The organism is Akkermansia sp. BCRC 18949 (genome assembly GCF_045011645.1).
In the GTDB taxonomy this organism is placed as follows: domain Bacteria; phylum Verrucomicrobiota; class Verrucomicrobiia; order Verrucomicrobiales; family Akkermansiaceae; genus Akkermansia; species Akkermansia massiliensis.
In genome coordinates this window covers 1,787,391-1,813,518 of sequence record NZ_CP123619.1, presented here as the reverse complement: position 1 = coordinate 1,813,518, position 26,128 = coordinate 1,787,391, and the positions used below count along the sequence as shown (strand labels likewise).

Genomic DNA, 26,128 nt, shown 5'->3' with positions numbered 1-26,128 from the left:
CCCCGGGCGGTTTTCAGGGTTTTTTTTGTTCGTCCAGCGCCAGCGGGTTCTCCACATCAGCTCCAGTGATCATCCAGCCGCTGTCCGTTTTGGTAAGGTACAGGTTGTTGACGGAGAATCCGTTTCTGGAAGCGGGCCGCACGCCGATGGTGGCCTTGATGCCGGGGGCGCCGTCCCTGGTGACGGGAACGTAGGCAGCCTTGACGACGGGAGCGCCTTTTTCCTTCACCTCGGTCCGGGGGGCGGGAATCCTGCCCATGACCGTTTTCAACTGGGAGAGCGCGTCTTCAAATTCCTTCACGGAGGCGAATTTGGCCGGAGCCAGCATGCGTATCATGGCCAGGCTGTCCCGGTTCGCCAGGGCGCACCCGGCGGCGGTCACGGCCTCTTCCGGCGTGGGAAAGGCCAGGGGGGGGTAGGTCCGGTGGAAATCCGCCATGATGCGGGCGGTGGTGGATTCGTCCGCTTTCAGGTTCCATGAAGTGAAGGCGTCCGTCAGATACATTTTGAAAACGGGGAAGCCATCCGTGGGGTCCTTGATTTTCTCCAGCGCATAGCGGTAAATGAGAGCGGGCTTGTCCGTGTCCGGCATGCTCATGCGCGGGGGCAGGATGGTCATGGCCGCAATGCTGTGAATGTCCTTGCCGCTCTTCTTCGCATTGTTCTTATTGGCCTCCTCCTGCTGGTCCTCATCCCGTTTGTTCGGGTCTGTCTGGTCATCCGGATGGGGGCGCAGGGGAACCAGGATGGTGTTCGGAAAGGTCATGAAGCTGAGGTTGGTGGGCTGGATGTAGCGGCTTTCCTCCCTCCTGTCCTGAAGGCGCATGGCCTTGACCACGGGGGTGAGCCGGGCGCTCTGGGTGATGGCGGATTCCATGTAGTACGGGGAAACGAGCAGGGCGGCAATGCGTGCCGGGTCATCCCCTTTCACGGTGCGGATGAGCAGGGTCTTGAGTTCGTCGTCCGATTTCCCCTTTACGGCTTCCACACGGAACCGCTTGATGTGCTCCAGGGCGGCTTTGACGGCGGCCACGGAGTACTGGTGGGCGAGGCCGAAGATTTTCTTCTTGGCTTCCGCTGATATTTTTTTCGCTTCCTCCCGGATTTGGTCGTCAAAGGGAAGGAACGTATTGTCAAAGCTCCCTGGGGTCAGGGAGGCCTTCCACTGGCCGCCCTTTTTCACCAGGGCCACCGCAGTGGCTGCATAGACGTACGGGTTTGTCTTGTCCGGCAGCAGGATGTAGGCCATCGCCAGGTCTCCCTGGGTAATGATGGAGGCTTCATCCACAAAAGGGGGCGTTCCGGGGCCGCTCCGGTTACATACGCCTGGACCGCCTCCATGCGGGAAAGGATGCTTTTCAGCTTGAGCTGGCCTACAAAGGGGGAGGTGGCGGGCAGGGATTTGTACGGTTCGTTTTTCCAGTCAGTTTTTTCCTGAAGGGCGCGGAGCAGCAGCCTGGCCGCATTGAACGGCGTGCTCTGGTCCGGAACAGGGTCCGGTTCCGGAGCCTTGTGTTCCGCGGCCTGGTCCATGCTGATCTGGAAGCGGACAGGGGAGCCGTCCGGCGGCTGGTCGCCCCGGGAGAGGCCGCAGGGCAGGCAGAGGCAGAGAAGGGAGAGGGGGAGGATTTTCATAACCGCTGGCCGCCACTATGGCATAAACGGCCGCAGGTGTAAATCACTCGTTGAGGGAGGGATAGCGGATGGAAGGTAAATGGTTGCATTCCGTTTTTTCCAGTTCTCCCTGCGATGGTGAAAAATGAGAAAATGCTTATGGGGAACGACGAAAAAGAAACTTGAAGAATTGTTTAACCAGATGGACGCTGTACAGGATGACACCGGAATCCGGAAGGATGGGAAGCCATCGGATGCCCATTTCTCGGGTAGGAGGAAGAAGCCGGAGAGCGGCGCAACCGAGGATTCATCCTGCGAATGGTGTGAAGGAAAAGCTGTTCCATCGTTCAGACTTGGTGAAATGAAGGGAGATGAAAACGTACCAGTCCAGCAGAATGATCCATATGCCAAGCAGAAGAAGAGCGGCTCCCAAGGTATGGCAGATGACATTCAGCATGAATTTCTTGTTATACCGGATTTTCCGGTGCGGCAACCGTAAAGAAGAAAAAGGGGAGAGTGTTCGTTCTCTTCCGGAAAGTCTCCGCGGCGTTCATGCCTTGAATTTTTGGAGAGGAGGGTTTTTTGCATTTGCCAACAGTGCCTGGGGGAGGTTAACTAATGCGCGTATGTCCGAACACAAGGAAAGAAAGACTCTTGAAGAACGCCATCAGATGTCTGATCTGGAACGGCTGCGCCACTCCTGCGCGCACGTTCTGGCTACGGCCATTTGCCGCCTCTGGCCGGACGCCCAGCTGGCTGGCGGCCCTGCCGTGGATAACGGTTTTTATTACGACGTGGAGCTGGACCACCGCATCAGCACAGAGGATTTTGAGCGCATTGAGGAGGAGATGAAGAAGGTGGTGAAGGAAAACCAGCCTTTCCAGAAGGAAGTTATTTCCCGCGCGGAGGCCATGAAGATGGCGGAATCCGGGGAATTGGGCGCCCTTGGGCCGCGCAATACGCCTTCCCAGTTTAAAATTGACCTGCTGAACGACATTCCGGAAGACGAGGAGATTTCCCTGTACCGCAACGGAGATTTTACGGACCTGTGCGCCGGCCCCCACGTGGGCCGCACGGGGAACTGCAAGGCGTTCAAGGTCATGAGCGTGGCGAGCGCCTTCTACAAGGGGGACAAGAACCGTCCCATGCTCCAGCGCATTTACGGCACCTGCTTCCCGAACCGCACCCAGCTTGACGAGCACCTGGAACGGCTGGAGGAAGCGCGCCGCCGCGACCACCGCAAGCTGGGCCGTGAACTGGGGCTCTTCTGCATTGACGAGGCCGTGGGCCAGGGCCTGATCCTCTGGAAGCCCAAGGGAGCCCTCATCCGCCGCTCCCTTCAGGATTTCATCACGCAGGAGCTGGACAAGCTGGGCTATTCCCAGGTGTACACCCCCAACATCGGCAAGCTGGACCTGTACCGCACGTCCGGCCACTTCCCGTATTACCAGGAAAGCCAGTACGCGCCCATCCCGGAACGGGACGCCATGGAAAAGCTGAGCCAGGAAGGAGCTTCCTGCGCGGAACTGTTCAACGGGCTGGCTGACGGCACCATTGAGGGCTACATGCTCAAGCCGATGAACTGCCCGCACCACATCAAGATTTACGCGAATGACGCCCATTCCTACCGGGACCTGCCCGTGAGGCTGGCGGAATTCGGAACCGTGTACCGCTGGGAACAGAGCGGTGAGCTGGGCGGCATGACCCGCGTGCGCGGCTTTACGCAGGACGACGCCCACATTTTCTGCACGCCTGACCAGCTTGCCGGGGAAATCCGCCAGTGCCTCGGCATCGTGAAGACCATCTTCGGCACGCTGGGCATGACGGACTACCGCGTGCGCCTTTCCATGCGCGACCCGGAAAGCGACAAGTACGTGGGCTCTCCGGAAAACTGGGACAAGGCGGAACAGGCCCTGCGGGAAGCCGCGGAATGGCTGGGTGCGGATTACAGCGAGGAAGCCGGGGAAGCCGCCTTTTACGGCCCCAAGATCGACTTCATCGTGCGCGACGCCATCGGGCGCGAATGGCAGCTGGGCACCGTGCAGGTGGACTACAACCTGCCGGAACGCTTTGACCTACATTACACCGGAGCGGACAACAAGCCGCACCGCCCCGTGATGGTGCACCGCGCGCCGTTCGGTTCCATGGAGCGTTTCACGGGCCTGCTGATTGAGCATTTTGAAGGGAAATTCCCCACCTGGCTTTCACCGGAACAGGTGCGCGTGCTCCCCATCTCCGACAAGGTGATGGACGTGGCCGCCGCGCACCGCGCCGCCCTGGCCGCCAGGGGAGTGCGCGTGACGGTGGATGAAACGCCGGACAAGATCGGCGCGAAGATCCGCAACGCCCGCCTGGACCGCGTTCCCTACATGCTGGTGCTCGGCCAGCGTGAGGCGGAGGAAGGCACCGTTTCCGTCCGCCACCGGGACAAGGGAGACCTGGGGGCGATGCCCTTTGAACAGTTTGCGGACGTTGTGGTCAGGGAAATTGCGGAGCGTCATATTTCCCCCATGATTTGAGTTGCCAAGTTATTTTATTTAGTTTAGTAGTATCCGGACGTGCCAATCAAGCCAACGAAGAATAATGATGGTAATCGCCGCCGTGAGCGCGGTGATCAAACCCGTGTGAATGAACGCATCCGCGCCCCCCGCGTGCGCGTGGTGACTGCCAACGGCGACCAGCTCGGCGTCATGAATACGCGCGACGCGCTGGAAAAGGCCAAGGCCCTGGGCCTGGACCTGGTGGAAGTGGCGGGCAATGCCGATCCGCCCGTGTGCCGCGTGGTGGACTATGGACGGTACAAGTACCAGCAGTCCAAGCTCCAGAAAAACAACAAGAGCCGCACGATCAAGCTTAAGGAAGTCAAGCTCCGCATCGGGACGGACACGAACGACTACAACGTGAAGCTGGCCCGTGCGGAAAGCTTCCTGGACCATGGCCACAAGGTCCGTTTCCAGCTCCGCTTCCGCGGCCGTGAGAACGCCCACCAGGAACTTGGCTATGACATGTTCAACAAGGTCATTGCGGACTTGAAGACCATGGCGCAGGTGGACCAGGCTCCCCGCCTGGCCGGCAACACCATGCACATGGTGCTCTCTCCGCTTCCCGTCCAGCAGCGCGTGAAGAAATTCACTGCCCACCTGGATGAGGACTTTGATTCGGAAGATTCCGCCTTTGACGCGGAAGACGACGAGTGAAGCGCTTTTCCCTCTTTTTTCAGGCTTTCCGCCCTGTAGGGCGGAAAGCCTTTTTTACGGACAAATGCCTTTTTCCATGGTTCTTTCCTACACTGACACCAAAGAATTTTCCCCGGCGGCGCTGGAGGAATTGTTCCTTTCCGTCCAATGGGAATCCGGGCGGCATCCGGAACGCCTGGCGAAAGCATTGCTCCATTACGGGGCCGTGTTTTCCGCCTGGGACGGCGGCAGGCTGGCGGGACTGATCGCCGCCATGGATGACGGAACCATGACGGCGTATGTCCATTACCTGCTGGTGCATCCGCTGTACCAGGGGTGCGGCGTCGGTTCCCGCCTGCTGGAGCTGTGCAAAAGGCGCTATGCCGGGTATTTGAACGTGGTGCTCACCTCCTACCGCGAAGGAGTGCCTTTTTACGAAAGGAACGGCTTTATCACGGACCGGACGCAGGAGGCCATGCGCTTCATTCCTCCTTCTTCCGGGGAAACCGGGCTTTAACAGACGCAGGGAGGAAGAAGGGCCGTCCTTCCTATGGCATGCGCTTGCGGAACGGCTGCATGCGGCACATGGTGGCGGTGCGCCACAGCCATTCCAGGGGGCCGTACAGGAAGAGGGCTAGCCAGAGGCGGCACGCCCAGGCTTGAAGCAGGAAGACGGCTACCGCCGCACAGAGGCACGCCCACGGCCCCATGCCTTGCGCCAGCCCCAGGCCCCACCCGAAGAACAGGAAGGTGAACACCAGCGTTTGGGAGACGTAGCACGTCAGCGTGCATTTTCCGGCGCTGCTGAGCAGCCTGGATGGCAGGGGAAGGCCGGGATGGGTGAACAGCAGGACGGCGGCGGAGACGAAGGCCGCGGTATAGGCGAGGTTTTCCCATTGGTGCAGAAGGTGTCCAGCGTCCGTTCCCAGCGCGGAGTCCAGCCGGGAGGTGAGGAGCAGGCGCGCCGCCAGCAGAGCCAGAAACAGGGTTCCGGAGATTCCAAGCATCCGCAGAAACAGGCGGCGCTTGTTCGGAGCGTCCACAAAGACCTGCCATCTCCCCGCCAGCATGCCCAGGATGAAGAGGCCCAGCGTCTGCCAGATGCGGCCGCTGAGCAGGAAGAACTGCCATTTGCCCGCCTGGCCCTGCGTCAGGTTCCACAGGGCCGCTTCCTCCCAGCTGCCGTGGGCGTACAGGAATTCACGCGAAGGGCCTGCCGCCGGGGAGGCCGGGTGGAACCAGCCGGAGGAATGCGGCCACAGGTCCGCCAGTCCGGCGCGGGACAGCGTGTCCATGAAGGCGACGGGCTGCATCAGGCACAGCAGGCAGAGGATGACGAGAAGAGGCGTGCCGCGTTTGTACAGGGCCACCAGGGCAAAACCCAGCACGCCGAAGATGGTGAGGATGTCCCCGTCATAAAAAAGGGTGTGCGCCAGCCCAAGCAGGAACAGGAGCGCCAGCCGCCACATGAAGCGCTTCCGGAAGTCGATGCCTTTCTGTTCCTGCCTGTCCAGCTGGATGAAGAAGCTGAGGCCAAACAGGAAGGAGAAGAGAAGGAAGGATTTGCTGACGAAAAGGTGTTCGTAGGCCCAGTCCGCCGCGCTGTTGGCCGCGGCCTGCCATCCCTCCGCAGGGGGCATGGGGAGGTACAGGTTGAAGTGGTCGTGCGCGTGGACGATGACGATGCCCAGCAGGGCCAGCGCCCGGAGGATGTCCAGGATGGTGATGCGCGCCGCCCGGGGGGGCGCTCCGGCGGGAATCCGGGCGGTCATGGCGTCAGGAAGGGCGGGAAAGGGAAGGAATCAGTTCCGCCGCGCGCCGCCTGGCCCACTGGTCCGCTTCCAGGATGGGGGCCAGCTCTCCGCGGGGATCTGCCGGGGAATGGTCGTTCATGACGGCTTCCACCAGTCTCCAGATGCCGGGGAAGGTGAGTTTTCCCTGAATGAAGGCGTCCACCGCCACTTCATTGGCGGCGTTGTAGACGGCGGCCAGGGTGCTGCTGCTGGCGCCGGCCCTGCGCGCCAGGTCCAGGGCGGGGAAGGCGTCCGGACGGGGCGCCTCAAACACCAGCTGGCCTATCTCCGCAAAGTTGAGCTGCCTGAGGGAGTTGGGAACGCGGTCCGGCCACGTGACGGCGTACTGGATGGGGAAGCACATGTCCGAGCTGCTCATCTGGGCCAGCACCGTGCCGTCCCGGTATTCCACCATGGAATGCACGATGCTCTGCGGGTGAACGATGACGTCCACCTTTTCCATGGGAACATCAAACAGCCAGCGGGCCTCAATCATTTCCAGCCCCTTGTTGAACAGGGTGGCGGAGTCTATGGTGATTTTCCGGCCCATGCTCCAGGTGGGGTGCTTGAGGGCCTGTTCCAGCGTGACGTGCTCCAGGTCTTCCTTCTTCCAGGTGCGGAAGGGGCCGCCGGACGCCGTCAGAATCAGGCGGGAAACGGCATCCGGTCCGCCGTGGCTGCCGTTCAGGCACTGGAAGATGGCGTTATGTTCGCTGTCCACCGGAAGCACCTGCACACCTGCTTGGCGCGCCTTTTCCATGACAATCTGGCCGGCCATGACCAGAATTTCCTTGCTGGCGATGGCGAGGTCCTTGCCTGCTTCAATGGCGGCCAGTGCGGGCTTGAGGCCGGCAGTCCCCACGATGGAGATCAGCACCATGTCCGCCTCCGGAAGCCGCGCCAGGCGGCACAGGCCTTCCTCGCCCGTTTCCACCTGGGCGCCGGGAAGGGCGCGCGCCAGCTTGTCCTCCCCGGACGGGTCAAAAATGCATACGTTGCGGACGTTGAATTCGCTCGCCTGGCGGGCCAGCGCCTCCACGCTGGTTCCGGCGGCCAGCCCCACGATTTCCATTCTGTCCGGAATGTCCCGGGCGACTTTCAGGGCGCTGGTTCCGATGGAACCGGTGGAACCCAGGATGACGACGCGTCGTTTCTGCATAACGGAGAAGCATGATGCAAAAAATACGGCTCCTTGACAAGCCGGGGAGATGAAAATCTTCCCCGCGCCGCAGGAACCGGCCCCTCCGTCAGTTCGGCCTCATTCCGGTGGGCCGGGAGGAAGGACGCCACGCATCCGTGCCGTAGGTGGCTTGTGCCGTGGGTTCGGGAAGCTGCCGGAACTGCATCCTCTGCCGGTCCCGTCTCCATTTCCGCAGGTTGCGGGAACGCCAGTTCCAAATGCGGCTTTCGGCATGGAGGGCTTCCCGGGTCATGGCGTAAACGTTGGCTCCGGCTTCCGTATCCCCTCCCAGCCGGCGGTAGACGGCCATGGCGAAGGGGATGTTGTCCCGGAGTTCAAAGCGCGGCAGGTCTCCATCGCTGAAATACCAGTCCGGCTGTCTGTCCATCGTCATCAGGTTCAGGTCGCCGCTCAGTTGGGACGGACTGCGGAGCCCGGTCAGGGCCAGGAAAACAAGGGCTGTGGCGCCGCAGAGTTTTCCATAACGCAGCCAGTTTCCATGACCGGCCATGTAGCGGAAGAGAAGGTACAGGAAGCAGGCTCCCATCAGCAAATAGATGCCGGCCGTGACGCGGTTGGGAGAGAAGCCGAAATCTTTTATCTGGAAATACAGCCTCATGCCCACGCTGGCGGCGAGCAGCCCCGTCTGCGCCGCCAGGATGAAGCCCAGGACGATTCCCGTTTTTGACGCCCGCACGGAGCCTTCCGGACGGAACAGGACCAGCAGCACCAGGGCGGAAAGAAAGGCCGCCAGCATGATGGAGTCCGCCCCGTCGTGCAGATAGGCGGTCTGGGAGATGCCGTCAGGAACGCTCCCCCGCCATAAAAACGCCACGTCCGTGCCGTTGTTGACCAGAAAGGCCAGGTTGATGAACAGCAGGGAAACGGCGGGGAGGTGCGGGAGCCAGGGGCTGCCCGGACGCACGGGGTGTTGTTCCGGGAAGGAAGAGCGGGAGCGCGGCATGGCTGCAATGCCGAATGCCAGGGCTCCCAGGCACCACAGGAGGATGTCCGCTACCGTTCCCATATCCGGAACCAGCCAGGAGCAATAGCTCCAGAACCATTTGTTCATGGCTGTTCTGACAGCGGCGACCACAGGGTTCCCGTCCGCAAAGATGGACAGGAAGACCAGGAACAGAATGACTCCGATGGCGACGCTGCCTGCAAGCGGAATTTTCCCCAGGACGTTTGCGGCCGCCTCTTTTGCCTGGGTCATCCGGAAAAATTTATAGCCCCACCAGGTGACGTACCGTTTGGCAGGGTCAAAGCTGTTGCCCTCTTTCCGCGGCAGGAACGTTATCACCACGGGAAGCCCCACGCCGATGAGCAGATTGAACTGGGTAAAGGAAGTCAGGTTGGCGCCTGCCGCAGCAGCGTTCAGCACGGCCATGAAAACGAGGAACACCTGCTCCTTCCGGCTGAGGTCCGTTCTCAGTGCCAGAAAGGCCGCCGTGTACAGCAGAAGGCCCAGCGCAGTGCCGATGCCCAGGCCCTCCAATGTACCGAACATGAAATCCGCGGCAAAGCCGCTGGCAATCAGGACAAGCAGCGGGATGTGCCCATGCCTCCACCAGGAAGGGGAAAGCAGGGACTGCGGATCTCTGCGGACGGAGGTGGGGCAGGAAGGCGGAAGGGATGGACGCTCCGGAAAGGAAGAGGAAGGTTCTGTCATGGGAGAAAGGTCGGATAGTTGCGGAACAGCCGCCCGCACGCGGGGAGTGAGGCGCTGTCCGTTAATGTTTAGCCGTTATTGCAGGAGTGTCAAGCAGGGATGTCCGGAAAAGAGCGGGCCTGAACGGAGAGGGCGGGTCCGCCGCATGGAAAAGGATTGTATTTTCCGCAGGAGGGCGTATAGCATGGCACGAATGAAGCGCATCGCCGTGTATGCCGGTAGTTTTGACCCTCTGACCAATGGTCACTTATGGATGATCAAGCAGGGGGCGAGGATGTTTGATGAGCTGATTGTGGCCATAGGCGACAATCCGGACAAGCACTACACGTTTTCCCATGAGGAACGCATGACCATGCTGCGGGTGGCGCTTTCCGACATGCCGGACGTGCGCATTGCCGAGTTCCACAACCGCTTTCTGGTGGATTTTGCCAACGAACACGGGGCCACGTTCATGCTGCGCGGCATCCGTTCCACGCAGGATTATGAATATGAACGCGTGATGCGCCATATTAATGCGGACATGGCTCCCAAGGTCTGCACGGTGTTCCTGATGCCTCCGCGGGATACGGCGGAACTGTCCTCCAGCATGATCAAGGGGCTGATTGGCCCGGAAGGCTGGGAAAGCCAGGTGAGCCGCTATGTCCCCCACAATGTATTCGCCATGCTGAAGGAGAAGTACCGGGAGGTTTTCCCGCGTTCCTAGCGGCTTTTGGAGCCGTTATTCGTTGTCCGGAGAGGGAGCCGGAGGACTGGAACGCCTGCGTCTTCTACGGTCCCTCTGCCGGCGCATGCGCTGGATGACGCGGGCTCTCGCGGCGCATCGGCCCGTTTGCATTTGTTCCACCGCGTCGCACAGTTCCCTGCGCGCCAGAAAGCGGTTGAGCTCGCGGGACCTGTCCACGTGGCATTTGACGGCGATTCCCGTGGGGATGTGCTTGAGATAAACGCAGTTGTTGGTTTTATTCACCTTCTGGCCGCCGCGCCCGCTTCCGCGGACAAAGCTTTCCTCCAGATCCTGTTCACGGATGCCCAGGGCTTCCATCCGCTCCTGGAGAGCGGCCAGTTTTTCAGGCCTTACCATAACCGGAGCATTGCAGGGTGTTGACGCGCTGCCGGACCGCATGGACCAGCATTTCCCGGCTGGCGGCTGTCATGGAGCGCAGGCTGACCGCGACGGTTGAGCCGTCCGTCAGGCGGAGGTCCAGGCGTCCGCCTTTCCGGTCCGCAGAACGTATCTGCTGCCAGAAGCACCATTGCATGGCGCGGCGCGCCCGCAGGAAGGGCAGGATTTCCACACCTACCGGGGTGACGATGACGGCCGCGTGCTTCAGGCAGCGGCTCCCCGCAATCAGGCAGAGGAGGGAGGGAACAAGCGCCGCAGCCTGCATGGCCCACAGGGGGGCGGGCAGGTACGGGGTGATCGTATCGTAACCCGTGAGCTGGAGGAAGGCGGCGATGGCGATCAGCAGGAATCCCGCCGCCAGCAGGACGGAGCCCGCGCGGTTGCGGGTGAAGCGCAGCTCCCTTTCCCGGGCGGGAATGTGCCGGATGTCCTCCACGCCCAGCCCGGCTTTGACCGGGCTGGGGGCGGAGGCGGAAGAATGGAGTTCAGGCTCCGGCATAAACGCCCGGGAGGATTTCCTTCGTTTCTTCGGAATCGTTTTCCATCAGCAGCGTGCCCTGGAGAACGGCTCCGTCCTGGAAGTGGAAGCGGCCGCGCAGGGTCAGCTTGTCCAGCCCGATCAGGGAAGGCAGGCCCAGGCTGTCCAGGGAGTCCACCAGCTTGTACAGCTTGGAGTCCAGGTCCACAACGGGAGTTTTTCCTTCCCGTTCCGGAGCCAGGGCCACCTTGCCGTCTTCATCCACGGCGATGGCGTCCGAACGCAGCAGGAGCAGGTCGGACGTGGTCTTGACGGGGAAGAACCGGGAACGCGGAACGTTGACGGCCCTTGCGCCGGGAAAGCACTCGATGCCCGCGCCCATGGCCGTTTCCAGCTGGTACACCGGGGCGGATTCCGGGTCGCGGGGGTTGAGCGTCTTGCTGTTCCGGATCATGGGCAGAGGGAGCACGCCGCCGTTGGCGTCCAGGATTTCCTTGAGGGCGTCCAGGCGTATCCAGAGCGTGTTGGTATTGAAATAGCGGTGCTTGGAGATGTTCTGGGATTCGGGAATGTCCGCATCCGGGCACTGGGCAACTTCCCGCAGGATCAAGTGGCCGTCCGCCTTCCTGACGGCCAGGTGGCCGCCTTTCTTGTCCGCCTCCGTGCGGCGGGTGACTTCCATGACGAAGGGGGCGCCGCTCTCCGCAAACCAGCGCAGGAAGTTCATGTCAAGCTGTGCGCCCAGATTGTCGGAGTTGGAGACGAAGGCGTATTTGACGCCGTCCGCCAGCAGGCGGTCCAGCCAGCCGGAACCCAGCAGGGCCGGGTACAGGTCACCGTGGCCGGGCGGGCACCATTCCAGTTCCGGCTGTTCCGGGCAACTGGCCGGGGCGAGCCCGTCCACCAGGATTTTGGGAACGCGGTTCTGCATCAGCTCCACCTGGGCGGGGTCCGCAAAGCCGTCAGACGCGTATTTTTCCAGGTAGGCCAGCGTATCCGCGCTGGTGGAGAAGGAGTTCATCAGCAGAAGGCGCACGGGCGTGCCGGAGATGGAGCGCAGGTGCTTCACCTGCCGGACGATCAAGTCCAGGAACGTGTCTTCACCCTTTACCTTCAGCAGGCTTTTCGCCTTCTGGAGGCCCATGCTCGTGCCGAGGCCGCCGTTGAGCTTGATGCACACGCACTGGGAGATCAGGCCCTTGTCCGCCGCGGGGGTGGAGGCCGTGATGTCCTGCCAGTCCACCACCTGGTCGGCGGGCTGGATGTCCGTTTCCGGAATCATGCCGGAGTGGTTGGAGACGAGAGCTTCGTAACAGCGGGAGAAAGCTTTGACGGCTGCGGCCGGAACGCCGGCGGACTCCATCTTTTCTTCAAAAGGAGTGAACATACTCATTGGCGGCTTTTGTACAAAATGCCCGTTGGAGGCTCAAGCATTATCAGCGTATCCGGCACGCCCGCGCGCCTTTTCCCCTGTGGGGGCCTTCGGCTTATTTGGAAGCGATCACCCGGATGCGCCGGTAGTCCGCCACCCATTGGGTGCCGTCCCACAGCTCGTCCCGCAGGGCCTTTTCCATTTCCTCGAAAATCCGGACGCGCCGTTTTTCGTGGAGGCACTTCAGGTCCGCCCAGAAGAACTGGCGCGCCCAGTTGCGCAAGCCGTCCGGCCCGTCCTTCAGCGGCGTGGGGCGGTCAAAGTCCATCACCACTTCCGGGCGCAGTCCTGCCTGTTCCAGCATGCTGCGGTATTCTTCCACGGTGGGGAAGTAAAAACGTGTCTTGTACGGGAGGTTCATCCGCTCCAGGCTGGGCCGGAAGGCCTCCCTGATGCGGAGGATGTTGCGGTGGCCCCCAAATTCGCAGATCAGTTTTCCCTGCGGTTTCAGGACGCGGGAGACGGCTTTCAAAAGAGCCCCGTGGTCCGGTATCCAATGGAAGGCGGCATTGGAAAAAATGACGTCAAACCAGTTGTTCCAGGGCATGAGGCAGGCGTCCAGCACGCGGAAGTCCATGCCGGGATAAAGCTGCCGTGCCTTTCCAATCATTTCCGGGGAGGCGTCCAGCCCGACGACGGAGGTCGATTTTTCCAGCAGGGCGTGCGTCAGCGTGCCGGTTCCGCAGCCCAGGTCCAGAATGGCCTGGCCGGGGTTTTCCGGCACGTGGGAGAGCAGGTCCCTGCCATATTCCGCGACAAAATCATGCTTGTTTTCGTACAAATCAGCGTTCCAGTCCATCACTGCCCCATCATAGGAGGAAAGGGATTCTTTACAAGAAAGACCCTGTCTTTTTTCAAGGGATTTTCCCGCTGCTGCCGCCAAGGTCCGTTTCTCCGTGCCGTTCCGGGATTCTGCTTGCGTTGGCGGGGTTGAAATGATTAAGATAAGCTTACTATGAAAGCAACAGCCCTGTTCATGGCGGCCTCAGCCCTGGCCGCGGTTTCCGCCGGCGCCTATGACGGATATGGTTATGACCCCCGTCCCGCAAGTTCCTACAATGATACGGTCAGCGGCGCGGCCCACATCGGTTATGATTCCCGGTATGCCTACAAGGACGTGGTGGCATCCTCCCTGCTGAACCGCAGCGGCGTGTTCAACATCGGCGGTGAGCTGAATCTCAACCTGGCCCGGGACTGGAAGCAGGAAATCGGCGCGGAATACATGGCCTTCTGCGACGGCCTGCTGAGCGACAAGGATGCCTTTGACGCCAACTGGAAGGCCGTCAAGGAGCTGTTCCCCAACCTGTCTTTCCGGGGGGGGTACGAATTCAATTACGGCGGCCTGCCGGGCTATTTGAGCAAGTACATGGGGAAGGCCCCCCATTCCGTGGCTCAGTCCGTGACGGCAGGCCTGGCGTATGACGATCCGGGCCACGGCTATTTTGGCTCCCTGGACGTGCAGTACGGCTTTTACGGCATGATTGGCTGGCGTATCGACCTGAACGCGGGCAAGCGCTGGAGCGGCCTGATTCATGAGAAGGTGGACCTGGAATTGAGCGCCGGAACCGGCTATTCTTCCAGCTACTGGGGCTCCGGCGTGGCCGGATTTGACCAGGTGAACATCAAGCTGGCGGCTCCCGTGCGCGTAACGGGCGTGGATGCCAGCCGCGGGTTCCGCGTCATTCCCTTCATCCAGCTGGACTGGGCCGGAAACACCCGTTCCGAAATCCGCCGCTACACCGGCATGAGCACGATTGAGGACTTCCGCATCCGCGTGGGCGTGGAAGCCGTTTACCGCTTTTAAACGGAAGCCTCCGCGGCCCTTTCCTCCGGGCGGGGCCGCGGAGGCGTTCCTTTTTCTCCGGAGCCGCCCGGACGGCCTCTAACTCCCTTGAACAATCCCGTCATGTTGAAAATGATTCTGCTGCTGGCCCGGCGCACGTTTATACGGCTGCTGCTGGTGCTGCTTCCCCTGGGCCTCTTTGCGTTCCTGGCGCAGGCTATTCCCCTTTCCCCGCTGCAATCCCTGGTCGTCCTGATTCCGGTGATTGCCTTTGAAGTGTGGCTCGTGGTCAAGTACCTGCTGCCCGTGATGGGCGATCTGGTGACCAAGACGCTGTATTCCTCCAACATCACCACGGATGAGGAAGTGCTGGTGGACGCCGCCCGGCGCATGCTGAATTCCGGGGATCCGCAGGGAGCCCTGGAACTGCTGGAACGCTACCGGAAGGAAAATTCGGGGCTGGTGCGTTCCTGGCTCATGGAATCCAGCCTGCTGAACGATATGCGCCGGTATGCGGATTCCGTTGAAGTCCTTCAGGAAGGCCTGGAATCCAGAAGATGGCGCAAGGAGGACCGGGCCCTGTTCCTGTACAAGATAGGAGTGATTTACGATTCCCAGCTCAACAATCCGGACAAGGCCCGGAAATACTGGGAGGAAGCCGCGGACAGGTATCCCAACACGGCTTACGGCCGTTCCGCCCTGGACAAGCTGTAAATAACCCCGTACTGAAGTAGCGGCATTTGCTATGGAAAGTTTGCCTGGTTAGGGCTGTGTAGCTGACCGGCAGCGCATGGTTTTTCCCGGCTGGCGGAGTGTCTTTGTTCATGCGGCCTGTTATTTTTCACGGAGCGGTTGCTCCAGTATTTTTTAATGCGTTCCAGAAAAAGGAAAAAAGAATTTCAGGAAAGCTTCCCTCTTTTTTTCTTTTCAGGTAAAAGTTGTATTTTCAAGCTTCTAGCCAGAGTGAAAGAAGCTTTTTATTGATGAAAATCAATATAATAAACGTTGCATAGCTGAAAGGTTGCATTATACTGATTCCTCTTCAATGATTAAAGGCCGTTCGATTTCGGCAGATGGTTTGAATTTTTTAAAACTGATTGAATATGATGGAATTAAACCATATAAAATATATGGTTCTCTGTAAGCTCCCTTATTATGGGCGGAAAATCATCAATCGGTTTATGAATGGTTTCAGGAGAAGAAGAAACGAATCTTTGGCGTCAAAGCTGGAAGATATCCGCAATCTTCTCATTTACAACCATCCCGTTTCCCAGGTTCCTCCGGCTACGGGCAAACTGAGGCTGCTTCAGGAAGGCAATACCGTTTTGCTGGCTCTTTTTGCGCGGAAGTGCCGGGAAAACGGCCTCCGGTACTGGCTGGATTACGGAACGTTGCTGGGCGCGGTGCGGCACAGGGGCTTTATTCCGTGGGACGATGATCTGGACGCAAGCATGATGAGGCCGGAGTACGACCGCCTTCTGGAACTGCTGCCCTCCCTCTTTCCGCGGGAGGAAGGTTTTACCTGGAAAAGGCATGCCTTCCTGCAAATAGGGTATGAGGGCACTCCTCTCAACATTGACGTATACCCTTATCATTTTTATTCGGAAAGCCTCGTGTCCCCGGAACAGCACGGCAGCCTGGACAGGCGGCTTACTGCGTTTAAAAAAGACGTGGTTCTGGTGGATGGCCGGATGAACATGACCGATGACCAGATCCAGCAGAAAATCCGCCGGGAGATTCTGGAAGGCAAGGACCCGGCGGCGGAGGAGGACACCCCCGGAATTTTCCTTTCCCCAGCCATCACATTTACGAAAAACACTCATCTGCCCTATGAGACGTTCTTTCCCCTGGGATCCATGGAGTTTGAGGGGATGAAATTCTCCGTGCCCAACCATGCGCGCCAGTACCTGCAATTTTTTTATGGCGATTACCTGTCCTATCCAGACCGCATCCAGTTCAAGCACCCTTCCGTAAAGCACATGATGGAACATGTCCCCTTTGAGACGGCGGTGAACCGTTTCATTGACGTCTACGGAAAGCAGATTGACATGTCCCAGTCATGAAAACGGTTATCACCTACGGCACTTTCGACCTGCTTCATACGGGGCACGTCAATCTTCTGAAAAGAGCCCGGGCGCTGGGGGACCGCCTCATCGTCGGCGTGACCACAGACAGCTACGACCAGAGCCGGGGCAAGCTGAATGTGCTGGAAAGCCTGGAGGAACGCGTGGAAAATGTCCGGAAGACCGGATTGGCGGACCTTATTATCACGGAGGAGCTGGAAGGGCAGAAGCTGCACGACATCCAGAAGTATGGGGCGGATATTTTCGTGATCGGTTCCGACTGGACGGGCAAGTTCGATTATCTGCGCGAACATTGCGAGGTGGTTTACCTGGAGCGCACGAAGGGCGTTTCTTCAACCGACCTCCGTTCCGCCCGGAATTTCATTGTCCACATGGGAATTGCCGGCCACGGGCGCATAGCGGGCCGTTTTCTCCAGGAGTCCAAGTACGTCAGCGGCATTGAAATAACGGCCGTTTACGGACGCGACGAGGAGAAGGTGCGCCGGTTTGCGGAATCGTATGAACTGCTGGAATATTACACGGAGTATGAACGGTTCCTGGACAAGGTCCATGCCGTTTACGTGGCCGTTCCGCATCATCTGCATTATGAACTGGTCAAAAGAGCCCTCCTGAAAGGAAAGCATGTGCTGTGCGAAAAGCCGCTTGCCCTTTCCCGGGAAGAGGTGGAAGAGCTGTTCCTGCTGGCCGCGGAGAGGGGATGCGTTTTACTGGAAGCGCTGAAAACGGCTTTTTTCCCGGCTTTCCAGCAGTTGATAGGCGTGGCGGAAAGCGGAGTTATCGGTTCCATCAAGGCGGTGGACGCCGCGTTCACCAAATTGATTGAGGATGATTCAAGCAGGGAGTTCGATCCCATGCAGGCCGGGGGGGCGTGGACGGAGCTGGGGGCTTATCCCGTTTTCGTCATCGGAAAGCTGCTGGGGACGGAAAGCCGCCGCATCCGCTTCACGACTTGCAGGAAGCCGGAAACGGGCGTGGACCTTTTTACGCGGGCGGATTTCCTTTATCCCAATGCGGCAGCCTCCGCTACGGTCGCCATCGGAGCCAAGCGGGAGGGGGACCTGTGCGTCACGGGAACGCGCGGCTATATTTACGTGCCCTCCCCGTGGTGGAAGACGGAGATGTTTGAGGTGCGTTTTGAAGACCCCCGGCAGAACAGGAAATATTTTATCAGGTTTGAGGGCGACGGCCTTCGCTATGAGCTGGCCGCGTTTTTGCGCCTGATTCACGGCTGTCTTCATGACAACCGTCTTTTGACCCGTGGGGATTCCATCTTCATGGCTGACGTTACTTCCCGCTTCAGGCGAGGGGAATATGTTGATGAAATCAGCTGATCAGGGCAGGCATGCCGTTTGCCGGAAGTGAAAGGAGGGGGATTTTTCCTTCTGCTCCTCAATATTGATCAGGCGGTCATAAATGTGCTTGGCGAAGACGATATCGTGGAGTCCCAGCCCGATATTATAGCTGAGGATGCGTTCTTCCGGGGAAGTTCTTCCCGCTGCTTTTCCGGCCAGCACCGGAGCTATTTCCCCAAATTGACGAAAGCACTCAAAGTGCCGGAAATTCTTAACATGGTCACGATCATCGGCAAATACCTTGTCGAAAAACAAATCACAATTCTGGAACCCCTTTGTATGTACGGGGATAACAGTAATGCCTGGTTTGAAACAGCTATTTTCGGCAAGGAGGCCCTCCGCATTAGTAATGCAGGAAATAACGGCGTCTGTTCCATCAATGAGACTATGGATGTTTTCCACTTCTTCAAAACGGACGTTGCTATGGCATTGGAATTCTTCAATGAATTGGGAAACATGCGTTTTGTAGGAAAGAAGACGCACCGTAAAGTTTTTCTCAGGATATAATGCCAGAATACATGCCATGGTGGCGCGGGCCGTATTTCCCAACCCCATCAGGGAAATTGTCTGGAAATCCTGTCTGGCGAATGTTTGAAGGGCGAGGGCGGCCACTGCTCCGGTACGGGCGTTCGTGACCCAAAAGGCGTCCATAAGAGCCAGAAGCTCTCCGGTATGATAATCATAAAGGAGTATTTCCCCATTAATGGTTTTGGTACGTTCCGGATAACGTGTTACAATTTTTACCCCCATGGCGTTCAGGCCGGGGACGATGCAGGGCATCGTATTCATGAATTTTCCTTCTTCAAAGGCGATGCTTATTTTATGGGGAAGGAAGACAGATTCTTCATCCTTGATACGGAAGGACTCTTTTACCCATTGGAGTGCCTGCCGAGGAGAGATATTGAGGGAGGAAATAATTTCGTGAGGAATTGTCAGCATAGTAGGAGGAGTAAGGTAAAAGCGGCGTTTGGGAAAAGGGTGTTAATGACTAGTTTGAACGCATTGAACATATCTCGTGCATGGCGCGTACCAGGGCGTCGTTATCTGCCTTGTTCCTGACGGCGATGCGGATGAATTCCCTACCCTCAAAGCCCTTTTTCCGGCTGCAATCCTTGATCAGGATGGAGTGGTTTTTCAACAGGAGACCCGTGAGGGTACGGGCTTTCATGGGCGGCATTACCTCGCACATGAAGTAGTTGGCCTGGGAGGGGAGGACGTTCAGGAAGGGAACGCGGGAGAGTTCCTGCATGAAGCGGTCTCTTTCCTCCATGAACCGGCGGCATGCGCGCACGTAGGATTGTTCATATTTCCCGAAGATCTGCATGTAAAATTCGGCAATGGAATTAATGTTCCAGATGGAAACGTCCTTTTTTATCCATGCAATCAGCTTTTTGTCTGCAGAGGCCAGAACCCCCAGGCGGAGGCCTGGAACGCCGTAGGACTTTGAAATGCTTTTAACCACCGCCAAATGGGGGTACTCCTCAAGGAGGGTGTCCCGGAGCAACGTGTTGTCCGGCATGCCTTCAGAGAAATCCACAAAGGATTCATCCACGATCAGGCGAATGCCGCGCTCCTTCGTCCACAGGCAGAGGCGCAGCACGTCGGCCTTCGGGAGGAAGAAGCCGGAAGGATTGCCCGGATTGACAAGGAGCAGGGTGCTGATGTCCTTGCCGGAAAAGAATTCCATCAGGTCGTCCGCCGTGTAGCTGAAATTCCAGGAAGCGGGATGGAAGGGCACCACCATATCCGGGGCCGCCCGGTTGGGATATTCCTCAAAGGTGGGGTAGACGACGCCCATTTTCCCTTCCATGCGGGACATGAGCGCCTTGATGAGTTCCGCCGCGCCATTGCCGATGCAGATGTATTCCTGGCTGACGCCGAAGTATTTTGCGGCCAGCAGGCTGTTGACCCTCATGCCGGACGGGTATTCCCGCACCAGGTGCTCAAAGTTCGCCTTGAGTTCGGACATGAGGCGCTTGTTGGGGAAGTATGGATTGACCAGGTAGCAGAAATCCCTGATGCTTGGGTAGCGCCAGTAGCCGCCGTACCGGGACTCCATCAGGCGCAGGTGTTCCTCCCGGTCTGGTGTGAACATGGAAGCCGCTATGTCCAGATCCTGGATGTCGTCTATTTCATACCATGCTTCGCTGCCGAGACGCAGGGCCTTGATTTCCGGTTTGTCCAGCAGGGCGATGACCCGCAGCACCTGCTCGTAATATTCGTTGTTGCCCAGGGCTTTGCTGTAAGCGGTGAGGAAGGGGACGTAGTGGGTACGGGAGAAATCCCTGTTGAATTTGTAAATGTTGACGGTCTTGAAGTATTCCGTTTTTTTCTTATAGGAGAATTTGCTGCCGGGAATGAATTGCTTGATGTTGTCGTCTTCATCCAGCGTGACGACAGTGCCGTCCATCCAGCTTTCAAATTTGGCGACGAGGGCCAGGCTGGGGTAGGGATGGTGGAGCAGGGCGTCAATGACGGAGTCTTCAAAAATCAGGTCGGATTCAAAGAGCAGCGTATCGTCCTGAAGCAGGTGCTCCTTGGCCAGGTAAAGGGAATAAATGTTATTGGTGGCGGCATAAAGGGGATTGTCCACGTATTCCACGGGCGTGGAAATGTCCAGAAGAGAGATGAAGGATTTAAGTTTTGCTCCCTTGTATCCCGTGACGACGACGATTTTCTCCAGGGAAGGGGAAAGGTTGTCCAGTTGCCTCAGCATTCGCTCAATCAGCGTTACCCCGTTCACTTGAATCATGCATTTGGTGTTGTCCTGGGTGAGATGCCCCAGTCTTTTTCCCATTCCGGCCGCTAAAATGATTGCCTGCATAAATACTCTAATTTGTCTTCAGAACTTAAAAAGAACCAAGAACAATGTTTAACGGATTGATCATCCGCCGTCAAAGTAAAAATTTCTGCAAAAACATGTTAATGGAAAGTACATTGGTGAAAAAGGAAAAGTACGTAATTCATTTTCCTTCCCTATTTTCCCGCTTTTCATTGATTTAACTTCAAATGGAGATAGCGATCCGTTTAACGGATGATCAATCCGCATGCTATGGAAGTTGGGGAAAAGAGAATTGAGGATTTTTTTCAAAAGCTGCATCTTGGAGAAAATGGTTTTAATATACGGAAATGGTTGTTTTTCATTAAAAAGCCGCATTGTTTTTCATTGACTTATGGTATCCGGTGGATAAGGTCCGTTTCAGGACTCCCCCGTTGTTCGCTTACGGAAAGATTGATATTTTCCCGTATTCACTGCCTAGATTTGCCCACCATGAGATTGCCTTCGTTCATCACTGCCGGAAGAACCGGAAAGCTAATGAAAAATAAACATCTGTGGGTGACGGAAGTACGCTGCTGCGGCCTGACGGTGCTTTCTTCAATCACGGATAGAAAGAAGCGTACCATCAGGTTGTTCGGCATTCCCTGCGCCCGGTTCAGGGTGGGGAAGGAAAATGAGCATGCACAGATGAGAAAGCTGGTGAAGTCCACCGTCCGGGCGGAGGAAGTTCCGGCGGCGTCCGGCGTGCTGAGGGTTGTGCAGCAGGCCATGGCATTTTTTTTAAAGGAAGTGGGCAGTATTCTTGAAGAAAACGGTTACCAGTACTGGCTGGATTTCGGGACCCTTCTGGGGGCGGTCAGGCATAAGGGGTTTATTCCCTGGGATGATGATCTGGATATTTCCATGCTGCGAAGCGACTATGAACGACTGAGAGCGGGTGCTGCCGAGTTGTTTGGTTCCCGCGGCTTTTCCGTCAGCCTGGAGCCGTTTATCCAGATTGGGCTGCCGGGCACCTTGTGCAATGTGGACATTTTCCCGTACGATGTTGCTCCCGGCTCCTGGTCTCCGGATGATCCGGAGGAGCGGGAATGGCTGCTGCGTAATTACAAGGCTTCTAAGCTGATTGATTATGAAGCTAACACGTCGCGCCGTTACCAAACGCTGTGTTCTTATGAGGATAAAATGAGGATCAGGGATGAGTTGGTGATGGAAGGGAAGGATCCTGTGGAGGATGGAAACGTCTGCCTGGGTTTTGAAATTCCCTTTGCCGGACCGTGCCGCCATTCCTTCCGTCATGAATGGATGTTTCCCCTGTCCAGCGTCCTGTTTGAAGGAAAGACTTTTCCCGGGCCCCGGGTGCCTGAAATGGTTTTATACGGGCAATATGGAGACTGGGGTGTCCTTCCTGATTCTCCGCCTGTGCATTTTGACCTGAACCGGATTTCCAAGGAAGTGCTGCTCAGGATGCTGTACATGCGGGATACCGGGCGTTTGCCGGAATGTGACTAGGGGCGCATGGGAGGAGGTGCGTGGTTCCGGCGTTCCGCCGCGCCGTATTCTCCGGAAAGGAGGTGTTCCTGACGCTGCGGGCGCAGGACATGCGCGGGGAGGCCCGGAAGAACGTCTTTCTCCTTGACCCTGCTGATTGGGGCGGAGTATCATCGGATAATGAGAAGACCCCCGATTCCCGGTTTGGTGATGGCGGACGGCTGGCTCCAGCCGTATTCCCGCCAGATACGCGACCGCCAGCGTTTGTTTGACCTGAAAATGAAAAGGATCAGCCAGCGTTCCGGCTCTCTGGAGGGGTATGCGCAGGGGTACCGCTATTACGGCTTTAACCGTGATCCGGAGACGGGGGCGTGGACGTACCGGGAATGGGCGCCCGCCGCCCGCGGGCTGTTCCTGGCGGGGGATTTCAACGGCTGGGACCGGGAGAGCCACCCGCTGGTGCGGAATGAGCGCGGCGTGTGGGAGATAACGCTGCCGCCTGACGCGCTGGCCCACGGGCAGAAGGTGAAGGTGCACGTAATCGGCGCGGACGGCACGGGCAAGGACCGTATTCCCGCGTGGATCACCAGGGCCGTGCAGGACCCCGCCACTTATGATTTTGCTGGGGAGATATGGATGCCGGAGCACCCCTATGAATGGAGGAACAACGGCTTTGACCCTTCCCGGATAGAGGTGCCGTTCGTTTACGAGGCGCATGTGGGCATGGGCGGGGAAGAGCAGCGCGTGCATACGTACCGGGAGTTTGCGGATGAAGTTCTCCCCCGCATTTCCAAACTGGGCTACAATACCGTCCAGTTGATGGCCGTCCAGGAGCATCCCTATTATGGCTCCTTCGGCTATCACGTTTCCTCCTTTTTCGCTCCTTCCTCCCGTTTCGGCACGCCGGAGGATCTGAAGTACCTGATTGACCAGGCGCACGGCCTGAACATCGCCGTGCTGCTGGATGTGGTGCATTCCCATGCCGTGAAGAATGAGGCGGAAGGTCTGAATAATTTTGACGGTTCCGGAGGCATGTATTTCCTGCCCGGGGAGCGCGGCCATCATCCGGACTGGGATTCCTGCTGCTTTGACTATGGGCGGGACGAGGTGATTGAGTTCCTGCTGTCCAATGTCCGCTGGTGGCTGGAGGAGTTCCGCTTTGACGGGTTCCGCTTTGACGGCGTGACGTCCATGCTGTATTTCCACCGGGGCCACGAGCCGTTCGGGGATTTGGGCGCGTACTTCGGGCCGTCCGTGGACCTGGACGCCGTGGCTTATTTGCAGCTGGCCTCCACGCTGATCCAGCGGGTAAGACCGGGCGCCGTCGCGATTGCGGAGGACATGTCCGGCATGCCGGGGCTGTGCCGCCCGGTGGATGAAGGGGGCCTGGGCTTTTCCCATCGGCTGGCCATGGGCATTCCCGATTACTGGATCAAGCTGCTCAAGGAGAAGAAGGACGAGGAATGGAGCATGGGCGACATGTGGCATACGCTGACCAACAGGCGTTACGGCGAGCCGCACGTGGCTTACTGCGAGAGCCATGACCAGGCCCTGGTGGGGGACAAGACCCTGGCGTTCCGCCTGATGGATGCGGAGATGTACTGGAAGATGGCTGTGGACCAGCAGAGCCTTGTTGTTGACCGCGGCATGGCGCTGCACAAGATGATCCGCCTGGTGACGCTGGCTACCGGGGGGGAAGGCTGGCTGAATTTCATGGGCAACGAGTTCGGGCATCCGGAATGGATTGATTTTCCGCGTGAAGGCAACGGCTGGTCTTACGAGCACTGCCGCCGCCAGTGGTCCCTGGTGGATAATCCGTCCCTCAGGTTCAAGTTCCTGAATGCCTTTGACCAGGCCATGGTCCGCCTGGCCCTGGACGCACGGCTGCTGAACAATCCGCCGCCGTTCCCGCTGAATATTGACGAAAACAACCAGGTCATGGCGTTCCACCGCGGCGGCCTGCTGTTTGTGTTCAACTGGTCCGGAGACAGGGCGATCATGGATTACGTGCTGCCCGCTCCCCAGAAGGGGGAATGGAGGGTCGTGCTGGATACGGACGGCGCCCGCTTCGGCGGCTTTGGAAGGCAGGACGATTCCATGCCGCATTTTACGGATGAAGACGGGAATCTTTCCCTGTACCTGCTGCCGCGTACGGCCCTGGTCCTGAAAAGGGTGGGTTCCGCCGTCATGGTCCGGCACCTGGGGCAGGAGGAAGGATAGCCATTACCGCGAAAAACCGGCGTATCAAGGCCGGACGCGGAGAGGACCCAAAGGGGGCGCGCGGCACGTGCCGTGCGCGTCAGGGAAGGAATGGAGCCGTGCCCGGGGAGAGGCATGGCCGGGAGGCCGTTACCACTGTGCGGGCAGTTCCCTCAGGGGCGGCGCTCCGGAGTCCGCCTTTTTCAGGCGAATGGTCAGGGTGTCCGTCTTGAAGTCTTTTGACTTTTCGTTGTTGCGGCCCCACAGGATGGCCCCCTGCGTGGTCATCTCCGGATAAAAGGTTTTTTCCGTGGAAAGGAAGCCGGGCTTGTCCGCCGCCACGTGCACGGGCTTGTGCCTGTTCAGAGAGAGCGTGACGGGTGCCTGCCCCGCATAGTCTCCGTTCACGCGCAGGCTGGCCCCGGAAGGGACGCTGCGGATAGTGATGTCCCTGGAAGAGCTGCTGCATGAGAGGCACGCGCAGCAGGCTGCGGAGAGAAGGAAGAGATGCGGGAGAAGGCCGTGGGTCATCGTACCGGAAAAATTAATGGTGTTCCACCATGTTCATGGCGGCCTGCTTGATCTGGGCGGCCATGGAGTTGAGGGCGTTCGCCCTGGTGGGCGCCAGATGGTCCTTCAGGCCGGTCCTGTCCAGCTTGGACATGTCCGCTTTCAGGATTTCTTCCGGGGGGAGGCCGGAGAGCAGCCGGATGAAGACGGCAATGAGGCCCTTGGTGATGAGGGAGTCGCTGTCCGCGTAGAGCTTCAGCACGCCCTTGTCCGGCTCCGTGTACAGCCACACGCGGGACTGGCAGCCCTTGATGAGGGAGTCCTCCGTCTTGTGGGCTTCGTCCAGCTTCGGAAGCTTCTTGCCCAGGCTGATGATGTATTCGTAGCGTTCCGTCCAGTCCTGGAACAGGTCCAGTTCATCCAGCAGGTCTTGCAGGCGTTCTTCGTAGTTCATGGCTCGGATTTGGTGGGAAAGGCCGGTTATGCCCGGTTGGCGTCCGCCAGCGTGGCGAGAACGGCTTTCTGGGCGTGGACCCTGTTTTCCGCTTCACGGAAGATGACGGGGGCGAAGTGTTCCAGCACGTCTTCCGTGATTTCCTTGCCGCGGTAGGCGGGCAGGCAGTGGAAGGCGGAGTGGTTGGGGGCGGCGTGTTCCAGCAGCTCCCTGTTCACCTGGTAGGGGTAGAAGTGTTTTTCCTTGGACAGGCCTTCCGCTTCCTGGCCCATGGAGAGCCAGACGTCCGTGTTGATGACGGAGGCCCCCTTCACGGCTTCCACGGGGTCCGTGGTAAAGATGACGTTGTCACAGTCCAGGTGCCTGCGGAAGTCCTCCAGGGGCAGGTAGTTGGTCGGGGCGCCGATGGCGAGGGTGAAGCCCAACCTCTTGGCCGCCCACATCCAGGAGCGGGACATGTTGTTGTCCCCGTCCCCCACGAAGGCGATCTTCATGTCCTTCCAGGAGCCGGGGCCGTAGATTTCCTCAATGGTGAGCAGGTCCGCCAGGATCTGGCAGGGGTGTTCCTCGTCCGTCAGGGCATTGATGGTGGGAATGCCGGAGAAGCCGGCGAATTCCTCCACTTCCTGCTGGCCGTAAGTCCGGATGGCGGCCCCGTGGATCATGCGGCCCAGCACGCGGGCCGTGTCCTTGATGGGTTCTCCGCGCCCGAGCTGGATGTCATGGACGGAAAGGAACATGGGGCGTCCGCCCAGTTCGCTGATGCCCACTTCAAAGGAAACGCGGGTGCGGGTGGAGGATTTGGAGAAAATAAGCGCCCAGGTCTGGCCTTTCAGGGGCAGGCGTTCGTGATGGCCGCGTTCCGCCTTGAGCTTGTGGCCCAGCGCGAGCAGGTCCTTGATTTCGTCTCCGGTAAGCTGTTCGATGGAAAGAAGGTTTTTCATGATATTGTAAAGAGAATGGAGAAAGGGAATAAAAACAGGAAAGCCGCACCATACTCCCTGTTTCCTT

The 26,128-nt window shown here is 58.6% G+C and carries 25 protein-coding genes; 11 read left to right on the top strand and 14 right to left on the bottom strand.

The features are described 5' to 3' along the window. Nucleotides 1-13 precede the first annotated feature (13 nt). Together P8A25_RS07575 and P8A25_RS07570 are read right to left on the bottom strand one after the other, a co-directional pair. Nucleotides 14-1,288, bottom strand: coding sequence for a hypothetical protein (locus P8A25_RS07575; protein WP_404838621.1), 1,275 nt, complete (start codon nucleotides 1,286-1,288; stop codon nucleotides 14-16). Further along, a complete protein-coding gene (locus P8A25_RS07570; RefSeq protein WP_404838620.1) occupies nucleotides 1,180-1,635 on the bottom strand; it encodes a hypothetical protein in 456 nt (151 codons plus the stop codon). The genes P8A25_RS07575 and P8A25_RS07570 overlap by 109 nt, the downstream gene beginning before the upstream one ends. Nucleotides 1,636-1,759: 124 nt before the next feature. Between P8A25_RS07570 and P8A25_RS07565 the strand changes: the two genes are divergently transcribed. The 4 genes from P8A25_RS07565 to P8A25_RS07550 all read left to right on the top strand — a co-directional run bounded on the left by P8A25_RS07565 (nucleotide 1,760) and on the right by P8A25_RS07550 (nucleotide 5,307). Further along, nucleotides 1,760-2,113 carry a hypothetical protein gene (locus P8A25_RS07565; protein WP_102749234.1) on the top strand — a complete coding sequence of 118 codons (354 nt, stop codon included), beginning with the start codon at nucleotides 1,760-1,762 and terminating at the stop codon, nucleotides 2,111-2,113. 127 nt (nucleotides 2,114-2,240) lie between these two features. Further along, nucleotides 2,241-4,133, top strand: a complete 1,893-nt coding sequence (thrS, locus tag P8A25_RS07560) for a threonine--tRNA ligase (RefSeq protein ID WP_215443041.1) — start codon at nucleotides 2,241-2,243, stop codon at nucleotides 4,131-4,133. 105 nt (nucleotides 4,134-4,238) lie between these two features. Then, nucleotides 4,239-4,811 (top strand): translation initiation factor IF-3, encoded by a 573-nt coding sequence (infC, locus tag P8A25_RS07555; RefSeq protein ID WP_240454308.1) that lies wholly within the window; start codon nucleotides 4,239-4,241, stop codon nucleotides 4,809-4,811. Nucleotides 4,812-4,887: 76 nt separating this feature from the next. Further along, nucleotides 4,888-5,307, top strand: coding sequence for a GNAT family N-acetyltransferase (locus tag P8A25_RS07550; protein WP_251827947.1), 420 nt, complete (start codon nucleotides 4,888-4,890; stop codon nucleotides 5,305-5,307). 31 nt (nucleotides 5,308-5,338) lie between these two features. Here the strand turns inward: P8A25_RS07550 and P8A25_RS07545 are convergent, their stop codons facing one another. From P8A25_RS07545 to P8A25_RS07535, 3 genes are all read right to left on the bottom strand, one after another. Further along, complete coding sequence (locus P8A25_RS07545) at nucleotides 5,339-6,562, bottom strand: DUF418 domain-containing protein (RefSeq protein ID WP_215443040.1); 1,224 nt, start codon at nucleotides 6,560-6,562, stop codon at nucleotides 5,339-5,341. Between the two features lie 4 nt (nucleotides 6,563-6,566). Continuing rightward, nucleotides 6,567-7,742, bottom strand: coding sequence for a 1-deoxy-D-xylulose-5-phosphate reductoisomerase (locus tag P8A25_RS07540; protein ID WP_215458349.1), 1,176 nt, complete (start codon nucleotides 7,740-7,742; stop codon nucleotides 6,567-6,569). 88 nt (nucleotides 7,743-7,830) lie between these two features. Continuing rightward, on the bottom strand, nucleotides 7,831-9,435 hold the full coding sequence (locus P8A25_RS07535; RefSeq protein WP_215443039.1) for a DUF4153 domain-containing protein: 1,605 nt from the start codon (nucleotides 9,433-9,435) through the stop codon (nucleotides 7,831-7,833). A 193-nt stretch (nucleotides 9,436-9,628) separates the two neighbouring features. On the opposite strand from P8A25_RS07535, the gene coaD reads away from it, so the two are divergent. After that, entirely contained in the window at nucleotides 9,629-10,138 is a 510-nt protein-coding gene (gene coaD / locus P8A25_RS07530) for a pantetheine-phosphate adenylyltransferase (RefSeq protein ID WP_102721836.1), read from the top strand. Between the two features lie 15 nt (nucleotides 10,139-10,153). On the opposite strand, the gene P8A25_RS07525 is transcribed toward coaD, so the two are convergent. From P8A25_RS07525 to P8A25_RS07510, 4 genes are all read right to left on the bottom strand, one after another. Next, a complete protein-coding gene (locus P8A25_RS07525) occupies nucleotides 10,154-10,516 on the bottom strand; it encodes a peptide chain release factor-like protein (protein ID WP_102721734.1) in 363 nt (120 codons plus the stop codon). Next, on the bottom strand, nucleotides 10,503-11,057 hold the full coding sequence (locus P8A25_RS07520; RefSeq protein ID WP_215443038.1) for a hypothetical protein: 555 nt from the start codon (nucleotides 11,055-11,057) through the stop codon (nucleotides 10,503-10,505). The genes P8A25_RS07525 and P8A25_RS07520 overlap by 14 nt, the downstream gene beginning before the upstream one ends. After that, entirely contained in the window at nucleotides 11,044-12,423 is a 1,380-nt protein-coding gene (locus P8A25_RS07515; protein ID WP_404838619.1) for a UTP--glucose-1-phosphate uridylyltransferase, read from the bottom strand. The genes P8A25_RS07520 and P8A25_RS07515 overlap by 14 nt, the downstream gene beginning before the upstream one ends. 100 nt (nucleotides 12,424-12,523) lie before the next feature. After that, nucleotides 12,524-13,267 carry a methyltransferase domain-containing protein gene (locus tag P8A25_RS07510; protein WP_102721731.1) on the bottom strand — a complete coding sequence of 248 codons (744 nt, stop codon included), beginning with the start codon at nucleotides 13,265-13,267 and terminating at the stop codon, nucleotides 12,524-12,526. Between the two features lie 156 nt (nucleotides 13,268-13,423). Between P8A25_RS07510 and P8A25_RS07505 the strand changes: the two genes are divergently transcribed. The 4 genes from P8A25_RS07505 (at nucleotide 13,424) to P8A25_RS07490 (ending at nucleotide 17,666) form a co-directional block, all read left to right on the top strand. Beyond that, nucleotides 13,424-14,272 carry a hypothetical protein gene (locus tag P8A25_RS07505; RefSeq protein ID WP_102721730.1) on the top strand — a complete coding sequence of 283 codons (849 nt, stop codon included), beginning with the start codon at nucleotides 13,424-13,426 and terminating at the stop codon, nucleotides 14,270-14,272. Between the two features lie 102 nt (nucleotides 14,273-14,374). Beyond that, nucleotides 14,375-14,965, top strand: a complete 591-nt coding sequence (locus P8A25_RS07500) for a tol-pal system YbgF family protein (protein ID WP_102721729.1) — start codon at nucleotides 14,375-14,377, stop codon at nucleotides 14,963-14,965. A 467-nt stretch (nucleotides 14,966-15,432) separates the two neighbouring features. Beyond that, nucleotides 15,433-16,314, top strand: a complete 882-nt coding sequence (locus P8A25_RS07495; protein ID WP_180971802.1) for a phosphorylcholine transferase LicD — start codon at nucleotides 15,433-15,435, stop codon at nucleotides 16,312-16,314. Then, nucleotides 16,311-17,666: a Gfo/Idh/MocA family oxidoreductase gene (locus P8A25_RS07490; RefSeq protein ID WP_102721727.1), complete on the top strand. Its 1,356-nt coding sequence runs from the start codon at nucleotides 16,311-16,313 to the stop codon at nucleotides 17,664-17,666. Before P8A25_RS07495 ends, P8A25_RS07490 begins: the two co-directional genes overlap by 4 nt. On the opposite strand, the gene P8A25_RS07485 is transcribed toward P8A25_RS07490, so the two are convergent. After that, nucleotides 17,667-18,626 carry a hypothetical protein gene (locus P8A25_RS07485; protein ID WP_215443037.1) on the bottom strand — a complete coding sequence of 320 codons (960 nt, stop codon included), beginning with the start codon at nucleotides 18,624-18,626 and terminating at the stop codon, nucleotides 17,667-17,669. It lies immediately after the preceding gene. Nucleotides 18,627-18,675: 49 nt separating this feature from the next. Next, nucleotides 18,676-20,511, bottom strand: coding sequence for an aminotransferase class I/II-fold pyridoxal phosphate-dependent enzyme (locus tag P8A25_RS07480; RefSeq protein ID WP_215443036.1), 1,836 nt, complete (start codon nucleotides 20,509-20,511; stop codon nucleotides 18,676-18,678). Nucleotides 20,512-21,003: 492 nt separating this feature from the next. Between P8A25_RS07480 and P8A25_RS07475 the strand changes: the two genes are divergently transcribed. Both P8A25_RS07475 and P8A25_RS07470 read left to right on the top strand, forming a co-directional pair. Beyond that, the gene (locus tag P8A25_RS07475) at nucleotides 21,004-21,975 is read left to right on the top strand and encodes a LicD family protein (protein WP_286011374.1); all 972 of its coding nucleotides are present in this window, start codon (nucleotides 21,004-21,006) and stop codon (nucleotides 21,973-21,975) included. 159 nt (nucleotides 21,976-22,134) lie between these two features. After that, a complete protein-coding gene (locus P8A25_RS07470) occupies nucleotides 22,135-24,174 on the top strand; it encodes an alpha amylase C-terminal domain-containing protein (RefSeq protein WP_215443027.1) in 2,040 nt (679 codons plus the stop codon). A gap of 129 nt (nucleotides 24,175-24,303) precedes the next feature. On the opposite strand, the gene P8A25_RS07465 is transcribed toward P8A25_RS07470, so the two are convergent. Genes P8A25_RS07465 through argF form a run of 3 tightly spaced genes read right to left on the bottom strand, consistent with a single transcriptional unit; the run spans nucleotide 24,304 to nucleotide 26,061 of the window. Then, entirely contained in the window at nucleotides 24,304-24,684 is a 381-nt protein-coding gene (locus P8A25_RS07465; protein WP_022398073.1) for a PEGA domain-containing protein, read from the bottom strand. Nucleotides 24,685-24,697: 13 nt separating this feature from the next. Then, entirely contained in the window at nucleotides 24,698-25,117 is a 420-nt protein-coding gene (locus P8A25_RS07460; protein ID WP_022398072.1) for a SufE family protein, read from the bottom strand. 26 nt (nucleotides 25,118-25,143) lie between these two features. Next, nucleotides 25,144-26,061 carry an ornithine carbamoyltransferase gene (gene argF, locus P8A25_RS07455; RefSeq protein ID WP_215443025.1) on the bottom strand — a complete coding sequence of 306 codons (918 nt, stop codon included), beginning with the start codon at nucleotides 26,059-26,061 and terminating at the stop codon, nucleotides 25,144-25,146. Nucleotides 26,062-26,128 lie beyond the last annotated feature (67 nt).